Below are 21,521 nucleotides of genomic sequence, written 5' to 3'. Positions count from 1 at the left end.
TTGTTTTGTCGTGTGTTCTGTTCCCCCTCCCCCTCCCCCCCCCCCCCCCCCCCCCCCCCCCCCCCCCCCCCCGCCCCGAATCCCAAGCCCCAGACGATCCCGGCCCAGTAAAGGCCCGCGGATCCGCGGCGGCTGTCCTGTCCGGCGATGGGCGTCCCTTCCCGCCACCGGACACGACACGATTCCAAGCCGCCGTCGCACGTGGCCTGATCACCCTCGGAAGGAACCGAGATGAAGCCCTTGCTGTCGCTTTTCCGCAGCGTGCTCGCCGTTCTCATCGGGCTGGCCGCCACCGTCTCGGTGGCAACCGTCCCGGCAAGCGCGCAGACCACGCCCAACCCCAAGCCCCAGACGATTCCCGCGCTGCAGGAGTGGACCGGCGGCACCGGGTCGTTCACCTACTCCAGCGCCATCAGGATCGTCCGCGCCGCCGCGAACGCGAGGGCGCTGGCGACCACCAGCGAGGTCTTCGCCGACGACCTGCGGGAGCTGAACGGCTACCCCGTCACCCAGGTCATCGGCACCACCGCCAGCCTGCGGGCCGGCGACATCTTCCTGTCTCTCGGCTCCACCGACACCGCCCTCGGCACCGAGGGCTACGCCCTCTCGGTCACCGACAAGATCACCATCACCGCCCGGGACGACCGCGGCGCCTTTTACGGCACCCGGACGATCCTGCAACTGCTCAAGCAGGGCACGTCGATCCCGCAGGGCACGGCCCGGGACTGGGCGCTCAAGCCCGAGCGCGGACTCATGGTGGACATCGGGCGAAAGTACTTTACCCCGCAGTGGCTCAAAGACCACGTGAAGGAACTCGCCTACCTCAAAATGAACTACTTCCAGCTGCACCTGTCCGACAACCAGGGCTTCCGGATCGAAAGCACCTCGCACCCGGAGATCGTGTCCTACGAGCACCTCACCAAACAGGAGGTCAAGGACATCATCGCGCTGGCCGCCAAGTACAAGATCACCGTTGTCCCGGAGATTGATGCGCCCGGGCATCTGCGCCAGGTCCTGAACGTCCACCCCGAACTGCGGCTGGTCACGCGCACCGGCACTCAGCAGTCGGAGTACATCGACCTGAGCAAGCGCGGGACCTACACGCTGCTCAAGGACCTCTACAAGGAGTACTTGGCGCTGTTCCCCGGCCCGTACTTCCACATCGGCGCCGATGAGTACAGCATCGGCAGCTTCAGCCAGTACCCGCAGCTGGAGCAGTACGCCAAGGACACCTACGGCGCCGACGCCACCGTCAAGGACGTCTACCTCGGCTTCATGAACTGGGCCAACGACATCATCCGCGCCGAGGGCAAGACCGCCCGCGCGTGGAGCGACGGAGTGGGCGGCGGCACCGCCGTCACGGCCAACCCCGACATCATCCTCGAGTTCTGGTACAACCTCGGTCTCTCACCGCAGGCGCACATCGACAACGGGCACCTGATCTCCAACGACAGCTGGAGCCCGACCTACTACGTTCTCGGCTCGGGTGGACCAAGCGGACCGGGCAGCCAATGGGGCTATGACACCTGGAACCCCGACCTGTTCCAGGGCAACCAGACCATCACCGACGCCTCGAAGTCCAAGAACCTCGGTTCCAAGCTCCACGTCTGGTGCGACCGCGACACCGCCACCCAGGAACGCGTCGCCAACGACATCAAGGACGGCCTGCGGATGGTGGCCCAGCAGACCTGGGGTTCACCCAAGCTGGTGACCCCGTGGTCGAGCTTCACCACGACGATCAACACCATCGGCCGCAACCCGGCCTGGCCGACCGACGCCCAGCAGGGCAACATCGCCGCAGGCAGGCCCGTGACCGTCTCCAGCACCGAGGCCAGAAGCGGCGCGGGCGCGAACGCCGTGGACAGCAACTACACCACTCGCTGGTCCAGCCGCTACAGCGACAACCAGTCGATCACCATCGACCTCGGCATCCCCAAGCCGGTCAGCCGGGTGAAGCTGCACTGGGGGAACGCGTACGGCAAGGGCTACCAGATCCAGGTCTCCAACGACGCCACCACGTGGACGACGGTCTACACGACCACCACGGGTGACGGCGGCATCGACGACCTGACCGGGCTCACGGGCACCGGCCGCTACGTCCGCATGCAAGGCACCGCCCGCGCCACCGGCCACGGCTACTCGCTGCACGAGTTCGAGGTCTACGCACCGGTCATCCAGTCCGGAGCCACCTACCAGCTCAAGACCGGCGGCAAAGCCATGGACATCCCCCTGACCAATACCGACGGCACCCAGCTCACCGTGGACAGCCCGCACTCCGGCGACAACCAGAAGTTCGTCATCACCGCCAACCCGGACAACACCTACACGCTCAAGAGCGTCTACAGCGGACTCTGCGTCGCCATCTCCACCAACTCGAACACCGGGGGTCAGGCGATCATCCAGACCGCCTGCACGTCGACCGCCGCCCAGCGCTGGTCGCTCTGGCAGACCGCCGCCACCGGCTACTCACTGGTGGCGACGACGGCCAGCGCCCAGGCGATCACCGCGGAGTCGGCCACCAATGGCGCCAAGGTCATCTCCCTGGGCATCATGGCCGCGCCCCTCCAGTCCTGGACCTTCACCAAGGTTTAGGACCGATCGGAATGGCGAGCCCTGCCGGTGGCATCTCTTGTCACCACCGGCAGGGACTCCCTCTTTCAGCCCTGGAAACTGTGACGGGTGCGATGGACGTGCGCGGCCGCCCGGCACGGGCCGCGGCGGCGTCACCCCGGCGGACGGCGGCGCAGACGGCGGTGTGCTCCTCGAGCGCCAGCTCGACCGGGCCGCCGCTGCAACCGCCGAACGCGATCGCGACGACCTCGCGCCGACGAGTCGGCGGCCTCGACGTGGCCTCTGTCAGCGGCCGGGCACCGGTCGCCCGACGGGTGCCCGGCAGACGGTCACGCCGAGGGTTCTTTCCCTCGGCGCGTTTGCGCTCGTAGAAGGCCCGCGAGTTTGAGTCGTAGCGGACGCTGGTCAGGGCGGACATGTAGAAGACGCGCTGGAGGCCGCGGTGGTAGTGGCGGGGGCGGTGGGGGTTACCGCTCTTCTTCCCTGAGTCGTGCGGTGCCGACGCGAGTCCAGCGAAGGCGGCGAGGTCGCCCGACCCACTACGCCCACCGCCGCTGACCCTGGAGATCGGGGCTGCTGGATTCATGCGGAGATAGCGGAGCGGCGGGTAGCGCACCCTACGGGATCACGGAGCCGTGGCCAGAATTATGGCGGCGGTAGGGGAACGCCGGTCTCCACTCCACCTGCCTAGCTTGTGCGCATGGCAACCAACCCGATTTCTCAGCGTGCCGTGATCTTCCACGAGGACGGCTACGCCCGCATGGGAGAACTGCTTTCTCCGGCAGAGGTCGATCTGTACCGGGCGATCTACGATCGGTTTCTGAATGGCGAGATCGACTGCGGTGACAAGCGCTCCGACCTCGGCGCCGGCAGCGCCCGCAGCAACGGTGCCGCCGAGAACATCACACAGATCATGTGGCCCTCCGCGCTCTACCCCCGCTTGCTGGGGCTGCCCTTGCACGAACGGGGTCTCGCGTTGGCCCGGGAGTTGATCGGTGACGACGCCGTTCTCGACTTCGACATGTTGATCGACAAGGCACCCCACACCGCGGTGCCGACTCCGTGGCACCAGGACGCCGCCTACTGGGTCGGTCTCCCTGACACCCGGGCTGTTTCGATCTGGGTCGCGTTGGACGAGTCGACGTTGGACAACGGCTGCATGTGGTACGTCCGAGGCTCGCACGAGACTCCGATCCGGGCGCACCGGTCGGCCGGCACCGGTGGCGGCGCGATCGAGTGCGAGTGCTCGGAGGACGAGCCCGAGGCCATGCCTGTACCGCTGGCTCCCGGCCATGCGGCGGCCCACGCCGGCGGAACGCTTCACTACTCCCGTGGCAACACGACCGATGGGCACCGGCGTGCGTACATCCTCAACTACCGCCCGGCGGACATGGTCCGGCTGGAGCGGGAGAAGGGGATGGACCACGGTCTGCAGGACAACGCACGGACCGTGCGGAACGCGGCCGCGAGGTGATGGCGGAGGAGAAGACCAGGCAAGTCCCTTGGGCTCGCCACGGAGTCGCGGCCCTCGCCGCGCCGGCCGGCCGGGACGGTGCCTTCCGCTGTCCGCACGCGATGGTTCAGGACAGCGGCCGGGTCATTCTGGCGGATCGGGAGAACGACCGTCTGGTGACCCTCGATCCAGCGGGGCAGCTCGTTGGGACGTTTGCGGACCGTCTGCGCAGGCCGAGCTGCCTGGCCTTCCGTTACGAGACGCTCGCGGTCGGCGATTTGTCGGCGTCGGTGGCCCTGCTGGACCCGGACGGCCGGTTACTGACTTCGGCTCGTCAGGGTGAGGTCGGGTTGCCGAGGGTGAGGCCGGTGCCGGCTATGAAGCCGTCGAGGGTTTCGGGCCGGTACTGGAGTCGTTTGAGCCGGTTGCGGACGAGGACCTCCAAGCGGTCCAGGGCGACGACAGCGAGGTTGGCCAGGCTGCGCTTGACGTGGGCCCACACGCCCTCGACCGGGTTCAGGTCGGGCGAGTAGGCGGGCAGCAGGAACACCGTCAGCCATTCCCGTGCGCCGATCAACTCTCGCATCGTGCGGGAGACATGGGTGTTGAGCCGGTCCCAGACCAACACGATCGGTGCCTTGATGAGCTGGTGGGTGCCGTCGAGCAGAGCGATGAAGTCGCGCTCGCTCATGCTGCGGCGCTTGCCCTTGCCCGCCGGGTGGGCGATCAGCCGATGGCACAGCCGCGTCCGTGAGCCGGGCCGCACCGCAATCAGCCCGGCCACCGACAGCCGCCCCGAGCGGCGTCCACTCACCGTCACGACCGGGGTGTGTCCGCGTCGTCCCCCGGCCCGGCCCCGGGGCGGTCGGCGGGTGAAGTCTGCTTCGTCCTCGAAGCAGATGTAGCCCCCGCAGGCCGCCCGGGCCCTTTTACCTCCGCCCAGGTCGCCTCCTTCCACACCTTCACCGCCTCCTCGTCGCGCTCGGCGACCCGCCGCACGGATACCTGTGGGAAGAACCCGAGCCGGTGCATCAGCCGGGTGGCGCCCGAGACGCTGTAGGAAACGTGGACCTTCCGGCCGATCAGCGTGGCCACCCGCGCAGCGGTCCACACCTGGTCCTCCACCCAGCCGTGCGCATTCGGCCCCACCTCCAGATACGCGGCGAGCTTCTCCAGGCAGCGCGGCGACAGACGGCACCGTGATCCGCTCCGCCCGCGCGAGACCAGGGCCTCGATCCCGCCGTCCCGCCACAACTGGTGCCACCGGTAGGCCGACTTCCGGCTCACCCGGAGGCGCTGGGCGACCTCCAGCGGCTTGATCTTCTGCTCGAACAACTTGGCCGCCTGCCGCCGTACGGCCTCCCGACGCTGCCGCCCCGCAGCGGTCAGCCCGCCCCCATCCGCATATCTCACACAGCACGAGATACAGCCCGCACCCCAGGCCCATCAGGCACATCGACAAAGATCACCCTGACGAGCGAAGTCAGTAATGGGGTGCTACGGGTCCGACGACGCGGCTGTCGAGCGGCCGGGCTGGCCCAACGCCCTGAGTCCCGGCGGTGCGACGATCGCCCCGCAGGTGCCGGCGGAGCAGTTCAACAGTCCGCACGCGGTTGCTGTCGACACGGCAGGACGGATCCATGTCGTCGAATGGGTGGTGGGAGGCCGTCATGTCCGCTTCGATCCCGACGAGTCGGGGCCCGCGACGGTGTTGTGGCCAGCCCCGGTGGACGTCTGCACGTCACCGCCGGGACGCCGCGGCGCCTGACAGCTGATGCGAACTCCAGGCTGTGCAGGCTCGGCCGGTCATGGCACCATCGGCCTTTCCGATCCACAACCGGAGAACGACCACCATGGCGCTGCCCTTCAACGACGAGGTCAACCTCGATCAGAGCGCTGAACGCACCGTCGTGGACCTGGCCGGGCTCGGCCTCGCACCGCTGCTGGCCCTGGGCCGCTACCGATACCTGCACGCCCGTGTTCCCCGTCCGCCGGACCGGCATCGCACCCTGTTGGTGGTCGCGCTACCGGTCCGCGGCACGTTCTCCTTCGACATCGGCGGCACGGTCCACCCGGCACGCCCCGGTCAGGCCATCCGTGTACCGCCGGGCGAGGCCTACAGCACGGGCCTGGCCACTGAACCCCGCGGCTCACTGATCTGGCTCATCGCCCGCGTCACCGAACGACCAGGCCCGGACGCTCTCCACCGGGCGCTGAACCTGCTCGCCACCCCGACTGGGCAACTGATCACCGATGGGACGGACCAGGCCCGCGACAGCCTGGAGCGGGCCCTGACCCTCGCCGACCGCGCCGGCGACTGGATCAACGACGCGTTGTTGCAGCACACACTCGCCTCGGCGCTGTTGGAGCTGGCCCGTGGTTTCACCAGCGCAGGATCGTCACCTGCGGCATGGCCGCACCACCGCATCACCCGGGTACTGACGTGGATCGAAGAACATCTCGCCGACCCGGTCACTCCCGCGGAACTCGCCGCCATGGCTGAGCTGTCCACGAGCCAGTTCTACGAGGCATTCCGTGCCGCCACCGGCACTAGCCCCAAGGATTATCTCCTGCGCCGGAAGACCGAGTACGCGCGCGAGTGGCTGCAGCGAGACCCGGCAGTGTCGGTCACGGCGGTGGCCCACGCGCTGGGGTTCTCCTCCTCGCAGCGGTTCGCCACCATCTTCCGCCGCTACCACGGCATCTCGCCCACGGCTGCCAGAACCACACTCCACCGTCACAGCACTGCACCATGAATTTACGGCGGAGGAACGGGAACGCGGAGCCCCGCGCCCGTACGTAGCCTCGGCCCATGATGCAGAGCCCTGTTGACACACTCACCCTGGCATTTCGCACGGATGGCGTCGCCCGCATCGGGCCTCTGCTCTCCGAAACCGCGTTCGAGGCTGCCGCTCGCAATGGCCGCACTCTCGAAGCGTAGCGAGCCGTAAACGGTTCGCGTGCGTGGGCGCGCACCTCGCAAACCATCGGCATTCGGCACCAGCGCCGGCTCCTCATGCCCGGACCGCAGCCGAAAAGCTCACCGCCGACGAAGCCACCGGACATCAGCACCATGGCCAGTCCCTGCACGCCCTCTGATAGGAGAAGGCAGTGACCCTGTTCGCTAGCAGACGCCTCGCAGCGATCCTCGCTACGGCCGTCCTCATCACCGCCCTGCAGGCAGTGGCTGTGCTGCCCGCCGGGCCGGCCACCGCGGCGGCCACGGGCGCCGACGTCGTCGTCCCGGCACCCCGGACCGTCACCAGTACCGGCACCCCTGCTTCGATCACGGCGGCCAGCCGGATCGTCTACCCGAGCGGCCTCGGCCTGGACGACTACGCCACCGCCCTGGCACAGGAAGTCGCCGCGGTCACTGGCACGGCACCGACCCTGGCGGCCGCGGGCACACCTGCCCCCGGCGACATCTCCATCACCAAGGCCAGCACCTCGCACGACGGTTCCTACACTCTGACCGTCGACGGCATCGTCACGCTCTCCGCCGCCGATCAGAACGGCCTGGCAAACGCCTCCGCCAGCCTGCTCCAGATGCTCCAGGCCGACCGGACCATCCCCGGCACGGTCATCACCGACGCACCCGACACCGCCTACCGGTCGCTGATGGTCGACACCGCCCGCGGGCACTGGTCGATCCAGGACCTGCGGAACCAGATCGAGCTCTGCCACCTCTACAAGATCAACTACCTGCACCTGCACCTGACTGACGACCAGAACTTCATGTTCCCCTCGACCGCCTACCCGAACCTGTCGGCACACAACGCCAGCGGCCATCCGGCCTACACCTTGGGAGAGTTGAAGGCCCTGGAGCGGTTCGCGGCGGCCCGCGGGGTGTCGCTCATCCCCGAACTCGACGTACCCGGCCATTCGATGAAGATGGTCACGCAGTACCCCGCGGTGTTCGGCGGCACCGGGGCCACCATCGACGTCACGTTGCCCAGGGCCCGGGCCGCCGTGAAGACGATCACCGGCGAGATGCTCGACGTGTTCACACACACGCCCTACTTCCACTTCGGCGCGGACGAGAGCAGCGCCTCGGGCTCGGACTTCGCCTCGTTCATCAACGACCTGGACGGCTACATCAACGGCCGCGGCAAGACCTCCATCGTCTGGGAAGGCTTCAGCCGCGACATCCAGAGCCAGATCAACCACGACGTGATCATCGAGAACTGGGTCAACTCCTTCTACCGCTTCGACCAGCAAGTCGCCGACGGGTTCACCGTCATCAACGCCGGCTGGGTCCCCCTCTACCTGGTCGCGCCGGTCTGGAACAACTACGCGGCCCCGCAGTCCAGCCTCTACGATTTCAGCAAGTACACCTCGAACGGCGTCACCGTCGCCCCCACCAGCCGTGTTGCTGGCGCCTCGATCGCCTCCTGGGGCTACAACGGCGCCAACGGCCAGACCGCCACCCGGACGGCGGTCCCCCCGATCGCGGCCCGGCTGTGGAATCCGACCGCCGAGACCGACTTCGCCGGCTTCACCGCACGGCGCGCCACCGCGGACGCCGCCCTGTCGAAGCTGGCGACCACCACGGCCCAGTGGGGCGTCCACGAAGTACGCGGCGACTTCAGCGGTCTCGAGGCACAGCTCGGTAAGAGAGCCGGTGTCAAGCTCGCCGTCGACGGGTCAGGCAACGTCTGGATGGTGACCGCCAACGGCCAGCTCTACCGGTGGGACGGGTCGCGATGGAATCACATCACCGGGCCGAACCGGAGCGCGTGCATCACGGGCGTGGCAGCCGGTGGTAACGGCACCGTCGCCGTCATCCTCAGCAATGGCGACATCTGGGCCAGGGCGAACGGCACCTGGAAGGCAACCGGTGGCCATGGCAAGAGCGTCGCGGTGAGCGCAAACGGCGACATCTGGGCTGTCAGCACCACCGGAACCCCCTGGCAGTACGCGAACGGCACCTGGACCGCGCGTTCCCAGGGCCAGACCGCAACCACGGTCGCCGCCGGCGCCAACAACACGGTGGCCATTACCACCCCCGCGAACGGCAAGATCATGCAGTGGTCGAACGGAGCATGGAGCGACACCGGCGGACAGGGCACGGCGCTGGCCATCGACGGCTCCGGCAACATCTGGGCCCAGAGCACCCTCGGCCACCTTTGGCAGCGCAGTGGAGCCACCTGGACCAAGCGCATGGACAACCACGGCACCGGCGGACTCCAGGCGTTCGCCATCGGAGACAACGGCCAGATGTACGTGCTCAGCAACTGACGAATGCAAAGCACGACCCGCTGTAACACGTATCGGGCCGCCCCCGCCCACGGGCGGCGGCCCGACGGTAGGAAACCATTCCGTACAGTCTGCAATCGCCCCGTAAGCATGTCCTCCTTTCCTCTCTCCCCGGGCCGCGGCGTCGGCCTACCCCGCGGTGGTGCCCGCTCCCGGACCGACTCCGCCTCCCCCTGCCCGCCACATCTCTGCCTGGCTTTGTTCATGAGAAGGGGCTCTGGCTCAACTTCTGTTTGCGCCGTGAGGCGCTGTTGTCAGACGGGGCCGAGCTGCTTCGGATCGCATCGGTCACGGTCAGCCGTTACCGATACCGGGCCGGCACGATCCCCAACCCATGGCAGTCTGCGAACCCCGTCTGACGGCAGAAACCGTGGAGAGCCCGTTGCGTTGAGAGACGGACGGCGGGTTCGGCGAGAGGTCCGGAGAAGCGGACCGGGAGCAATCCCGGCACCGCGCTCCGGGCCTACTCAGCGAGAGTGGTTGGACAAGTCGCTTCTGATCGGCAGGCTGGAGCGATGCGGATGGAGAGCGTTGTCAGGATCCAGGCGGTCAGGCTCGCTGTGACGGTCGGTGCAGTCGCCGTCGCTCCGGCCCTGTTAGCAGCTGGGGCTCCGTTGCGCCGCCGTATGTTGCGTTGCTACGACCGCGAGGACGGTCCGGGGCTCGTGAGTAAAGAAGACGGATGGGTGAGCCCGGGGTACTTCGTCGTCACGTCGCACCGTGGGCCGACGAGCGGGATATATGGGGTTGGTAGCCGAGGCCCGTCAGTATGAGTTCCAGGGCCCCGAGGTCTTCGGGCGCGACGAACAGGTCGAGGCCGCTGAACTTTTGGGCTCCCCGCCCGCCGTACAGGACGTTCTCCACAGCGATGCCCTTGCAGGCGGCGATGGCGAGGCCGGCCTCCAGGGCGGTGGCGGCGAGCCTCCCTGCGTGATGCCGGTGGATTTCCATGGTGTGCTGGTTGGAGCGCCGGGCCCTCTGCGGGAAGCGTGCGAGCCGTGTGGGTGCCAGGCGGAGGAGGCCGGTGGAGTCGAGGGCGTCCGTCACCAGGCACGAGACCTTCTGTTCGACGGCAAGGTGCACGAGTTCGCCCCAGTGGAACCCCGGTGTCGTGAGGGCGCCGTGGATGACGTGCATGGTAACTGCGTGCGCTCGGAGAGGCCTGTGGAGAGCACGCTCCGAAGATGGACACGATCCAGCTGAGTCACTGGGAGACCGGTCACCATCTTGCGTCCGCCGCGACTTCGGCACACTCCCCGTCGACAACGTCGGCCTCCAAGACCACAACCAGGTCTTGGAGGCCGACGTCAGGCAGGCCTCGAATGGGCCCATAGCATCTCAATAATGGCGCGCCCTCACCGGTCACACCGGTCACACCGGACGCGCCCGCTCCTTGATCTGCTTCCAAGGAACCGACTGTCAGGAACCGAACGACAGCAGCTGGGCCGAATCCGCGGCTTGCGGTGCGGTCGCGACGGAGCCAGAGCTCTTGCTGTCGAGGCTCAGGGCGAGCCCGCTGTGGCGATTGACCAGTCGGTACTCACCTGTGGCCTTTGAGGCGCCACCCGTGGCAGGGGACCTCACGATCTCCTGGAGGTACCACTGCGAGGTGGCCGATATCTTGGCGCCCGCCTTGCTGAGCGAGACACCGGCGCCCCAGGCGCGGCCCTTCGTACCGTCCGCGACGCGCAGACGTCGCCCGTCGGCGTCGGTGACCGTGTAGAAGCCGTCACCGGTGCTGGCAACCTTCCACTTTTGGGCCTTGCCGCGGTCCAGCGAGAGCGACTTGCCGTTCGCGGCCTTGATCTGCTGGGCCTTGCCGCTGACCGGGGAGGCGGGCAGGTCCGTCTTCGACTTGGGCTCGATGGTGATGTCGGCGTACTCACCCGTATACGTGTTGCAGTAGAACGAGCAGTACGAGCGGAACGTCTTGCCCACCACGCTGGATGTGGTCTTGGTCTCCGAGTCGAGGAACCACCGGTACCACGACGCGTTCTGGTTCTCCGCGACGCTGCCGATGTCCTCCCACTTCTGGGTGGCCAGGTCGTCCGTCGCGTAGAAGTGCAGCGGGGACTTGGTGTCGGTGGCCTGGGCGATGTTGTTCTGCGGGGTGCCGATGTACTTGCCCAGGTAGGCGTTCCAGGTGATGTTCATGACGGTCAGCTGTGAGTTGTCCGGCATGGTGCCCTGCGCGACCTGGTCCGCGGCCTTGCCGCCGGTGGACGGCTTGTACTCGTCGGCGGGCGTGGTGTAGCCGGTGCCGTTGCCGTCCGACGGGATGATGTTGGATTCCTCGCCGCCGGTGCCCGGCGACTCCCAGGTGCCGTCCTTCCACTTCTTCCACGAGGACGGCGCCATCTTCTGGGCGATGGGGGCGCGCGCCACATGCTGGTGCCAGATGTTGCCGCCGCCGGACTTGTTCAGCACCCGGGAGGCGTAAAAGACGTAGAAGTATCCCGATGCGTTGTCCACGTACAGGCGGGGGTCGCCGTCGCCGTAGTCATACGTGTCGTTCGGGAACTGTCCGGTGTCGCCGCGCTTCGTGCTGTACGGCGAGGTGATGACGTGGTCCTCGATCGACCAGGTCTTGCCCTGATTCTTGGAGACGGCGTAGTCGATGCCGTCGTAGTGCATGCCGTCGCCGAAGGGCCTCGGCGTGAACTCGTTGTGCACCAGGCCGTACCAGTCACCACTGTCCGGGTCGACCCACACGCCCGCCAGGTCACAGTAGTTGGGATGGGCGTAGCTCGTGGTGCCCGGGGCCGGGGTGGCTTCCTTGCCGGTGGGGCTGTTGTTGCAGCGCCACGTCGTGTCGTCGTTGCGGTCCTGCGAGTTGGCGGGGTTCACCGCGCCGGATATCGGGTCGAGCCGCGCGGAGTCGAAGTCAGCGCCGCTGTAGAAGCTCCATTGGCGCGGATCGTTCGCGCTGTACAGCGCGTGCGCCTGCTGGTAGAAGAACCGGCCGTCCTTCGCGGTGAACACTCCGGCCGGGGTGTCGTCGGGGTTGCTGTACTCGACGGGGGCGCCGGCCGAGAGGCTGTACTTCGGGCCGGGCGCCGACTCGGCGGTCCACTTCTGCGTTGTCTGCTTCGGGTCGCACGAGGCGAGGCCGACGCGTGAGTTGTTCGCGACCTGCCCCTGTACGGCCACGCACTTGCCGGATTTGGCACTGTAGATTGTGCCGTCGGGCAGGTACTTGAACTTCTGCTGGTTCACCTGTGCGCAGTCGTAGAGCTGGACGAGCGCGCCGCTGGCGTCGGAACCACCGGTCACATCAAGGCACCTGCCGAGCACCTTTACGGTGCCGTCCTCCGCCCAGCTGAACTGCTGGGCGGTGCCCCCGTTGCAGTCGAACAGCTGGATGGCGGTGCCGTTGGCTGAGCTGCCGTCGGTGACGTCAAGGCACTTGCCGCCGAGGGTCACCGTTCCAGAGGCTTCGGCAGCGTTCGCGGCGGGCAGGCCCACCACCCCTGACGCCACCGCCATGGTGAGCGCGGACGCGGCCGCGAGGCCGGCCCGTCGTCCTGTTCTTGGCTTCACTGTTCCTCCTTGGAAACACACGGAATCGCGGGTACTGCGGGGAACTGTCCGGAGCGTTCGCCGAGGGAGCGCTCAGGTCTTGATGTGGGCCACGAGTCCGTCGATGAACTCGGCCCAGTCGGCGCGTGTCGCCGGCTTGCCGGGGACGCCGGGCCGGCTCTGCCAAGGCAGCGGGCCGTCCTCCCGGCGGTACTCGACGCCGAGTGCGTCGAGCCGGGCCAGGTGCGTGCGCAGCCGTACGCGGAAGTCGTCGAAGTCGCGCTCGCCCCGGCTCCACAGCGCCTCCGCGATCGCGCACAGACGCGGGAAGACGTAGTAGTCGACGGTCCGGGGCGAATCCATGTGCTCGGTCCAGATGTTGGCCTGCCCGCCCAGGACCCGGGCCGTCTCCTGCTCGGTGAGCCCGTCGGGTATCGGCTCGAAGCCGTACGCGTCTGCAAGCGTCAGCGGCACCGCGAACGGGATCGGCTCGCTCTCCAACTCCGACTGCCGGTAGTCCAGATACACCTGGTCGTCGGGGCACGAGATCACGTCGTATCCCCTGCGTGCCGCCGTACGGGCACCGGTCATACCGCGCCAGGAGGCGACCGCCACGCCCTCGGGGACGTCACCCTCCAGAATCTCGTCCCACCCGAACACCCGGCGCCCGCGCGCGGCGACGTGCGCGCCGATCCTGCTGAGGAACCACGCCTGAAGCTCCTTCGAGCCACCGAGCCCTCGCTCCCGCATCAGTTCCTGGGTGCGCGGATCGGCGTCCCACTGGTCCTTGGGGCACTCGTCGCCGCCGATGCCGATGAAGCGGCTCGGGAAGAGGTCCATCACCTCGTCGAACACCCCGAGGAAGAAGTCGAGTGTCGACTCCTCGGCGTTCAGGATGTTCGTGTTGATGCCCCATCGCGGGCTCGTCTCCAGCCGCTCTCCCCGTACGCCCAGTTCGGGGTAGGCGGCGATGGCGGCCTGCGAGTGGCCCGGTACGTCGATCTCCGGCATGACGGTGATGTGCCGCTGGGCGGCGTACGCGATGATCTCGCGCAGGTCGTCCTGAGTGTAGTAACCACCGTGCGGGCGACCGTCGTTCGGGGCGTCCGCCGCCGCGCCGAGCTGGGACTCGCTACGCCACGATCCCACCTCGGTCAGCCGGGGGTGGCACAGGATCTCCACCCGCCAGCCCTGGTCGTCGGTCAGGTGCAGATGGAGCGTGTTGAAGCGGTGCATCGCCAGCAGGTCGACGAAGCGCAGCACGTCATGCTTGGGCATGAAGTGCCGGGCCACGTCAAGCATCGCGCCGCGCCAGTGGAATCGTGGGGCGTCCTCGATGGTCCCGTACGGCACCGCCCAGCGCACCCCGGCCACCGGAGCCGTGCGGTAGACCTGTGGTGGCAGGAGCTGGCGCAGCGCCTGGCAGCCGTAGAAGACGCCCGCGGCGTCGCCACCCGCGAGGGTGACTCCGCCCGGGCCGCAGGTCAGGCGGAACCCCTCGGCGGGGAGGTGCGGATCCAGGGTCAGTGCCAGGGCGGGATTGGCCAGAGCGGGGTCGGCCACGCCGGTCACCGGCAGCGGCAGGCCCGTCGCCGGACGCAGTACCGACTGGAGCCAGTGGGCCGTCGGCGCCAGTTCGCCGGGCGCGGTGATCCGGGTGGACGCGTCCAGCGGGAAAGCGCCGTCGCCGGATGAGGCCGACGTGGGGCGGGGGAGGAGCATGGTGTGGGTCATCCCTTCACGGCGCCGGCGGACATGCCGGACACCAGCTTGCGTTGGATGATCAGGAAGAAGACGACCACCGGCAGGGAGAAGATCACCGAACCGGCCATCTGGCCGCCGAAGTCGGTGCCGGTGGTCGGGGTGCTGAACGACGCCAGCCATACGGGCAGCGTGTAGTGGTCCTGGTTCTTCATGAAGGTGTAGGCGACCAGGTAGTCGTTCCACGCCGTGATGAACGCGAAGATGCTGGACGCGATCACGCCCGGCGCGACCAGCGGGAAGAGGATCCGGGTCAGGGTCTGCCAGGTGGAAGCGCCGTCGAGCCGCGCGGCCTCCTCGATCTCGGCCGGGATCGTGATGAAGAACCCGCGCATGACCCAGATCGAGAACGGCAGCACGGTGGCCACGTACGCGAAGATCAGCCCGATGTAGGTGCCCAGCAGCCCGATCTCGTTGAAGATCAGGAAGGTCGGGATGAGCAGCGCCGTGATCGGCAGCATCTGCACGATCAGGATCGACACCATGATGGTGCGCCTGCCCCGGAAGCGGAACCGGGACAGTGCCGCCGCGGCGAACGTCCCCAGGACCACGGCGAGCAGCACCGCGCCGCCCACCACGATCAGGCTGTTGCGCAGGTTGGTCAGGAAGCTGGTCTGGTTGATCGCCGCGTCGAAGTTGCGCAGCGTGGGGGAGGACGGCCAGAAGTGCGGGGTCGGCGTCATCGCCTCGGAGCGGGGTTTGAAGGCCGTGTTGACCATCCAGTAGACGGGGAAGATCCACACGAGGCAGAAGGCGGCGGCGAGGGTGTTGTTCAGCCATCCGCCCCGGGGGCTCCCCGCTCGGTAACGGTTCCTCACAGGTCCTCCCCCGAGCGAAGCAGGTTGCGGATGTACACAGCGGTGATCCCCAGCAGGATTGCGGTGGTGATGACCGACAGGGCCGCGCCCTGGCCGATCCGGAAGGACACGAACGCCGTCTTGTACGCGAAGATCCCCAGCGTGCTCGTCGCCGAGTCGGGACCGCCCGCCGAGACCAGCCAGATCTGGTTGAAGACGTTGAAGTCCCAGATCACCGACATGATCGTGACGAGCAGCAGGGTCGGTCGCAGGAACGGCAGCGTCACCGACCACCACACCCGCCACTCGCCCGCCCCGTCCAGCCGCGCGGCCTCCGGCAGTTCCACGGGCATCTGCGTGAGCGCCGCGTACAGGGTCAGCGCGATGAACGGCACCGCCTGCCACACCACCAGCAACCAGATCGAGAGGTACGCGAGAGATGCGCTCTGCCCCCAGTCGGTGTTGGTCATGTCGCCGAACACGTGCACCTGTGTGAGCAGCCAGTTGACGACCCCGTAGCCGGGCTGGAACAGCCACTTCCACACCAGCGAGGAAGCGACGTTCGGCATGGCCCAGGCGAAGATCAGTACGACCGTCACCGTCATGCGCATCGCGGTGCGCAGCCGGGTGAGCAACTGGGCCATGCCCATACCGATCGCGATGCTGCCCGCGACCATCGCCACGGTGAACAGCACGCTGCGCACCAGGGACTTCCAGAATTCCGGGTCGGAGAACATGTCGGCGTACTGCTGAGTGCCGACCATGCTGAACTCGCCGGTGAACAGGGTGCGCTGGTTGTAGTCCGTGAACGAGGTGAAGACCAGGAACAGGACGGGCGCCACGCTGAAGGCGGCCATCACCAGCCCGGCCGGCGAGAGCAACCACACCACCGCCCACTGCCGCCGAGGCTTCACCGGCCACTTCCTGGGCTCTCCCGCACGAGCCGTACCGGGTGGTTCTGCGTTCAGCGCCCGTATCGCGGGATCCTGGTCCTCGGTGAGCAGGTCGCGGGCGCCGGATGTGCGGGGGCGGCCCACTTCGTCAGCCTGTCGCATTGAGGGCCTTGTCCACTGCCGCGTCGAAGATCCGTGCCGCGTCCGCCGGGGACTTCTTGCCGGAAGCGACAGCCGAAAACAGCTGGTTGACAGACTTGTCGGCCTCCAGCGACGCCCACTTCGGGCTCGCCGGGGTGGCCCGGGAGTTCAGCGCGGCCTCGAAGAAGCCCTTCTTGAGCGGGGTGGCCTTGTCGACGGCCCTCTTGTTCGCTTCGGAGCTGTTCGGGTTCCAGCCGTCGTGCCCGACGATCCACTTGTCCTGAATGCCGGGGCTCGCGGCGATCTTCATCCACTGGAGCGCCAGGTCCTGCTGCTTACTCTTGGCCGCTACACCCCACACGGCGCCGCCCAGCATCACCGGCTGCGCCGCGCTGGACGTGCCCGGCAGTGGGAAGGATCCCAGGTCGGCGTCCGTGAGCTTCGGGTTGGCCTTCTGGATCTGGGCGATCTGCCCGCTGGTCGCGGTGATAGCGCCTGCCTTGCCGTCGGCGAAGACCTGGAGCTGGTCCGGGTTGAGCGGGTCGGCGGTGCGGGATGCGGGCGCCGAGTACGCGTTCTGGAACTTCTTGAACTCCGCGAGACCAGCCTGCGCCTTGGCGGAACCGAAGCCGCCTGCCCACTTGTCGCCCGCCTTGGTGGCGATCTCGCCACCCGCGTCCCATATGAACTGCAGCCCGGTGGCCCAGTGCTGGCCGGGCAGGTAGAACGGCGAGAAATCGGACGCCTTGTTGGCGGCCTTGACCTTCGCAAGGTCCGCGGTCAGCTCGTCGTGGGTCTTCGGCGTCTTCCTGACGCCGGCCTTCTCCCACATCGTCTTGTTGTAGATCACCGCGCGCGCGGCGGCGAAGCCCGGCACGGCGTACAGCCTGCCGTCGACCGTCGAGGGGTCCTCCAGACCGGGAAGCCATTCCTGGCCCTGCTTGAGGTCCTTGGCGTACGAGGTCAAGTCCATCAGGCCACCGCTGGAGGCGTAGCTCGCGACCTGGGTGTTGCCGAGGTCCAGGACGTCCGGCGGGGTGTCGGTGGCCAGCGCTGTCGTGAGCTTGGTAGCGATGCCGTCCCAGCTCTGGGTCTCCATCGTGACCTTGGCGCCGGTCTTCTCGGTGAACTCCTGCTTCATCGCCTTGAGCGACTCGGGAGAGTAGTCGTCCTGCATGACCCAGACGGTCAGGGTCTTGCCCTCGCCTTTCGCACCGGAGACCTTCTGCTCCCCGCCGCCGGAGCCGCCCGTTCCGGAGCCGTTGCAGGCGGTCAGGGTGAGAACCGAAGCCAGGCCGAGGGCGCCGACCGCGGCGAACCGTGAGTGTTTCATCGCAACTCCTGTGAGTAAGGGGAAGGGTCAAGTAGGGAGAAGGGCCTGGGGAAGGGCCCGTGTCACAGCACCCCGAGCTCCGCGGCGAGCACCAGGCACGCACCGCCGAGCAGCGTGAGATCGGTGTCCCCGGCGAGGGAACGGATGTCGAGAGCGGCGTTGACCGGGCCCAGCGTGCGCGCCCGCACGATCTCCCGCGCGGCGTCGAGGAACTCGCCATCGATCAGCTCGGGCGGGCCGGTCAGCACGATCTCGTTCAGGTTCAGGACGCTGATGATCGGGGCGAGTACGGTGCCGAGCGCCCGGCCCGCCTCCGACCGCAGGGCGGGCCACCGCTCCTCGGCTGCCAGCTCCAGGCGCCTGCTCAAGTGGCCCGCGTCGATGGCCAGATCGAGGCAGCCGCGCCGCCCGCAGACGCACAGCTCGCCGTCCTCGTCGACGGTGACATGCCCGATCTCTCCTGCCGCGAACTGCTCTCCCTCGACTCGTTCGCCGCCGACGATCAGCCCCGCGCCGACCCCGTGCTCGATCGAGATCACCATGAGGTTCTGCGTCCGCGAGTCCCGGAAATGCAGCACCCCCAGCGCCGCGAGGTTCACGTCATTGCCGACGTACGCCGGGATACCGAACCGTTCGGACAGCTCCACCGCCAACGGCAGATCCGTCCAGCCGAGATGGGCGGCGAGGCGGATGACTCCGGCGTCGTCGATGATGCCCGGCGAGCCGACGCCGATCCCGAGCACCCGGCGCGGCGCCGCCTCGATCAGATCGGCAGTGAGCCGGAGCACCAGCTCGTGGGCGGCCGCACCCAGGGCGTCGCCGAGCGGCACATCCCGGCGCTCGACAGCCTCGCCCCGCAGGTTGAGCACCGCGCCACTGAACCGGTCGTTGTGCGACAGGTCCAGCACCACGAGGTTCACCGCGTCGTCCTCGATGCGAACGAGGCTTGCGGGCTTGCCGAGCCGGGTGCCCCCCTTGCGCGGGCCTATGTCGGCAACGAGCCCGTCCTCCTCCAGGTCCGCGACGAGGGCGGAGATCGTCGGCGCAGTCAGCCCAGAGGCCCGCGCGATCTCCGAACGGCTCTTGGGGCCCTCGTGGTACAGCGTCGCCAGCACGAGCGATCGGTTGTGCACCCGGCTGTCCAGCGTGCTCGCCTTTGTCCGCTCCGGAGGCAGCCGCTCCATCGCAGGCACCTGGAGCAGACTGCGCTGCGGACGGCGGGACCTGGCAGGGGGAACGGCGGATTCGGTCATGGAGTGAGAATGCTTTCTAAAGAGGCTTTAATTAAGATGCTTTAGAGAATCGGGGTGCGCCCTTGTCGCCGTCAAGAGGAACGGACGGAAAACTTCTGGCCGTGGCCGTACCGGAACCCGAGCGGACTGCTGCAGGCCTGCGGAGCGCCGGGCTCGGCCGCCCATCAGGGGCAGCGTGCGGACTCACCGAGGCAGCGGAGCACGGCCATCGAAGGCTGACGACTGGCTGTTTCGTGACAGCGAGGATTGATTGCCCAGGTCGGGCTCGGTGCGAGGTGCTGTTGACGGGTGGCGCATGATGGCCGTCATGTAGAACACGGTCGAGAGGATCAAGGTCTGGTTTCGGTTCGTTCCTCGGGAGAGATGGCTCCCGCAGGGCACCGAGGGGCTGTGGGCAACAAAGCTCGGTGTCGACACGGCCAGTGAACGTCCCGTTTCTTCAGGGCGGGGTGGCCGAGGGTGACGTTGTGCGGTTCCAGGCCGACTCCGACGGGCTGCACTGGGCTGTCGGGCGAGTCAGTCCCTCTGGCAGCTGCACGATTCGAGTTGTACCCGTCCCTTCCGGCCCTCTGTGCCGCAGCCCCCAGGCGGTGCATCAGCGCCTTTCAGCGTTCGGGCTCGGAGGTGAGGTCTTCAGTGACGACTTCCCGATGGTGGCCTTCAACGCGCTGGCCGAGGCGGACTTCGCCGGTATCAAGGCGCTCCTGGCCCAAGGGCAAGAGGAAGGCTGGTGGCACTACGAAGTCGGCTGCGGCAGTAGATGGGGGATCCGCCGGTGGGCGTGACGCAGACGCCGATTGACGGTCCGCTTCGGGGGCGTGGCCGACGGTCCTGTGGGAGGGCGCCAAGAGATCGACCGTCCAGTCGGCGAGGCTCCGGGGACCGAGGCTGTGAGGGTGATTCGCCGGGCTCCATCGCCCACTTGGAACCCCGGATGTACGCGGGGCGGCCAGTCGGGAACTGGAGGCGGCGTATGCCGCCCGAGTCGTCCGGCGCCGTGGGAGAGGATCTCCGAGGTGTGGGCTGGAGGCGCATGTTCGTGACTCGCCCTGCGCAGGGCGGGGGCTTCAGTCTTCTGGGAGGGCGGACGGTGACGACCGGTACGAGGCCGCCGCCGCTTCCTCCGTCTCCCGCAGCACTGGCTCTGGACAACCGTGATCACCAATGCCCTGGCACGGCTCGAAACCCTGCCGAATCCCGGCTGGCCTGCCTCCTGCAGCCCCCACGAGCAGCACCACCCACCGGAACGGTGGAACCCGGCGCCCGCCCGACGCGACAGCCGGGCCGTCGCCCGTCCAGCATCAGCCCACGCAGGTAGCAGTCCCCCCACCCGCGCTGATCCCTGCGCTTCAGCGAAGCGAACACCTCGGCCACGAAATCGCCACACACCGGCCGAGCGGACGCCCTTCTTCGGGATTCCGGTGGCGTCGATGGTCAGCACCGCTCCGCAGTCTCCGATCTGCCTCATCAATTGGCACAACTGCACACGCGTGGTCTGCGCGCTGACCGCTATCGCGTGGTCGCCCTCACTGACCGGCACACCGCCCAACAGCGGTAGTCAGCGCAGGAAGGGGCGGTGTTGTGGCGGGTGTCCCGTCCGTCGACGTGCGGAACATAGGCCAGGAGTGCCGGTTGGCCAAACCGGTGATGGTGACGACCATGGGACTTGCTCGCGTTCGGCCCGGTGAGCACCGAAGCCCGTGAGGGAAGCGACGTCTCCAGTCTGCGGCCGCCCTGCTGCGGACCCAGCGCTGGAATGCGGCGATGCCCATGCCTGCGTGGGCGGTTCCACGCCCTCAAGGAGAGTGAAGTCGTGTTTGTTCCGATCAAGAAGCTTCCTCCTGATGCGAAGGGGCAGATCCGGTACCGGTTTGTGGTCGATGTGGGGACTCACTCCTCGACTGGGAAGCGGCAGCAGGTGACCCGCACCTTCGGCACGCTGAGGGAAGCGAAGGCCGAGTATGCGCGCATCACGAACCGTCGCTACGAGACGGCGTCCGTGCCGTTCGACGCGCGGACGCTGGACGAGTGGCTCGATCAGTGGCTCGCAAAGAAGGCGGAGGACCTGGAGGTGAGCACCGTCTACAGCTACACCATGACCCTGGGCCGGCTTCGGGGAAGGCTCGGGCACATCCGGCTTCAGGAACTTGCTGAGGATGACGTCGAGGCGTGGATGAAGTGGGCGTTGCGGGAGGGACGGGTTCGAGGTGGCAAGGCGGGCGCCGGTCTCGGGGTGGCCTCGGTCGAGATGTCGCTGGCGCGGCTGAGGGAGGCGCTCGACCGGGCGGTGACGCGGCGCCTTGTCGAGGTGAACGTCGCCCGGGAGGTGACGATCCCCCGGAACCTTCGGAAAGCGGAGCGGCGGACGAAAGCGATGGTCCCGCCCTGGAACCTCGCGGAGGTACGCGCCTTCGTGTGCGCGGTCAAGGACGACCGACTGTGCGCTGCTTTCCTTCTGTCCCTGATGGGACTGCGGCCGGCGGAGATCTGCGGGATGCGCTGGGCCGACGTCGATCTGGGAAGGGCCACCCTGGCTGTCACCCG

General features: G+C 67.9%; 14 protein-coding genes and 2 pseudogenes. 7 read left to right on the top strand and 9 right to left on the bottom strand.

Annotated elements, in window-relative coordinates:
* The first annotated feature begins 231 nt into the window (after positions 1-231).
* Complete coding sequence (locus tag ACZ7IB_RS42975; RefSeq protein WP_470920341.1) at positions 232-2,592, top strand: family 20 glycosylhydrolase; 2,361 nt, start codon at positions 232-234, stop codon at positions 2,590-2,592.
* Positions 2,593-2,914: 322 nt separating this feature from the next.
* On the opposite strand, the pseudogene ACZ7IB_RS42970 reads toward ACZ7IB_RS42975, so the two are convergent.
* Positions 2,915-3,097, bottom strand: a pseudogene (locus ACZ7IB_RS42970) (transposase); the annotation flags it as partial.
* Between the two features lie 174 nt (positions 3,098-3,271).
* On the opposite strand from ACZ7IB_RS42970, the gene ACZ7IB_RS42965 reads away from it, so the two are divergent.
* Entirely contained in the window at positions 3,272-4,045 is a 774-nt protein-coding gene (locus tag ACZ7IB_RS42965; RefSeq protein ID WP_413752193.1) for a phytanoyl-CoA dioxygenase family protein, read from the top strand.
* Positions 4,046-4,358: 313 nt separating this feature from the next.
* Here ACZ7IB_RS42965 and ACZ7IB_RS42960 read toward each other — a convergent pair.
* A protein-coding gene (locus ACZ7IB_RS42960; protein WP_470920340.1) for an IS630 family transposase occupies positions 4,359-5,437 on the bottom strand; the annotation gives its coding sequence in 2 pieces (ribosomal slippage) (positions 4,359-4,936 and positions 4,936-5,437; 1,080 coding nt in all).
* A gap of 76 nt (positions 5,438-5,513) precedes the next feature.
* Between ACZ7IB_RS42960 and ACZ7IB_RS42955 the strand changes: the two genes are divergently transcribed.
* The 3 genes from ACZ7IB_RS42955 (at position 5,514) to ACZ7IB_RS42945 (ending at position 9,262) form a co-directional block, all read left to right on the top strand.
* Positions 5,514-5,792 carry a hypothetical protein gene (locus ACZ7IB_RS42955; RefSeq protein ID WP_470920338.1) on the top strand — a complete coding sequence of 93 codons (279 nt, stop codon included), beginning with the start codon at positions 5,514-5,516 and terminating at the stop codon, positions 5,790-5,792.
* Positions 5,793-5,877: 85 nt separating this feature from the next.
* The gene (locus ACZ7IB_RS42950; RefSeq protein ID WP_470920336.1) at positions 5,878-6,780 is read left to right on the top strand and encodes a helix-turn-helix domain-containing protein; all 903 of its coding nucleotides are present in this window, start codon (positions 5,878-5,880) and stop codon (positions 6,778-6,780) included.
* Positions 6,781-7,135: 355 nt separating this feature from the next.
* Positions 7,136-9,262 (top strand): family 20 glycosylhydrolase, encoded by a 2,127-nt coding sequence (locus ACZ7IB_RS42945; protein ID WP_470920334.1) that lies wholly within the window; start codon positions 7,136-7,138, stop codon positions 9,260-9,262.
* Between the two features lie 726 nt (positions 9,263-9,988).
* Here the strand turns inward: ACZ7IB_RS42945 and ACZ7IB_RS42940 are convergent.
* The 7 genes from ACZ7IB_RS42940 to ACZ7IB_RS42910 all read right to left on the bottom strand — a co-directional run bounded on the left by ACZ7IB_RS42940 (position 9,989) and on the right by ACZ7IB_RS42910 (position 18,977).
* Complete coding sequence (locus ACZ7IB_RS42940; RefSeq protein WP_470920333.1) at positions 9,989-10,417, bottom strand: nucleotidyltransferase family protein; 429 nt, start codon at positions 10,415-10,417, stop codon at positions 9,989-9,991.
* Positions 10,418-10,699: 282 nt separating this feature from the next.
* Positions 10,700-12,820 (bottom strand): ricin-type beta-trefoil lectin domain protein, encoded by a 2,121-nt coding sequence (locus ACZ7IB_RS42935; RefSeq protein WP_470920331.1) that lies wholly within the window; start codon positions 12,818-12,820, stop codon positions 10,700-10,702.
* Between the two features lie 72 nt (positions 12,821-12,892).
* Positions 12,893-14,533: a beta-N-acetylhexosaminidase gene (locus ACZ7IB_RS42930; protein WP_470920329.1), complete on the bottom strand. Its 1,641-nt coding sequence runs from the start codon at positions 14,531-14,533 to the stop codon at positions 12,893-12,895.
* Positions 14,530-15,378 carry a carbohydrate ABC transporter permease gene (locus tag ACZ7IB_RS42925; RefSeq protein ID WP_266356421.1) on the bottom strand — a complete coding sequence of 283 codons (849 nt, stop codon included), beginning with the start codon at positions 15,376-15,378 and terminating at the stop codon, positions 14,530-14,532. The genes ACZ7IB_RS42930 and ACZ7IB_RS42925 overlap by 4 nt, the downstream gene beginning before the upstream one ends.
* Positions 15,375-16,412 (bottom strand): carbohydrate ABC transporter permease, encoded by a 1,038-nt coding sequence (locus ACZ7IB_RS42920; RefSeq protein ID WP_470920327.1) that lies wholly within the window; start codon positions 16,410-16,412, stop codon positions 15,375-15,377. Before ACZ7IB_RS42920 ends, ACZ7IB_RS42925 begins: the two co-directional genes overlap by 4 nt.
* Complete coding sequence (locus ACZ7IB_RS42915) at positions 16,399-17,724, bottom strand: extracellular solute-binding protein (RefSeq protein ID WP_470920325.1); 1,326 nt, start codon at positions 17,722-17,724, stop codon at positions 16,399-16,401. The genes ACZ7IB_RS42920 and ACZ7IB_RS42915 overlap by 14 nt, the downstream gene beginning before the upstream one ends.
* Before the next feature lie 62 nt (positions 17,725-17,786).
* Positions 17,787-18,977 (bottom strand): ROK family transcriptional regulator, encoded by a 1,191-nt coding sequence (locus tag ACZ7IB_RS42910; RefSeq protein ID WP_470920323.1) that lies wholly within the window; start codon positions 18,975-18,977, stop codon positions 17,787-17,789.
* Between the two features lie 328 nt (positions 18,978-19,305).
* Between ACZ7IB_RS42910 and ACZ7IB_RS42905 the strand changes: the two are divergent.
* Together ACZ7IB_RS42905 and ACZ7IB_RS42900 are read left to right on the top strand one after the other, a co-directional pair.
* Positions 19,306-19,762, top strand: a pseudogene (locus ACZ7IB_RS42905) (DUF4265 domain-containing protein).
* Positions 19,763-20,643: 881 nt separating this feature from the next.
* Positions 20,644-21,521: site-specific integrase (locus ACZ7IB_RS42900; RefSeq protein WP_470920321.1), on the top strand; the 878-nt coding region annotated here is incomplete at its 3' end.

This window comes from Streptomyces sp. NPDC037301 (assembly GCF_055602785.1).
This window is presented reverse-complemented; position numbering and strand designations above follow the sequence as displayed.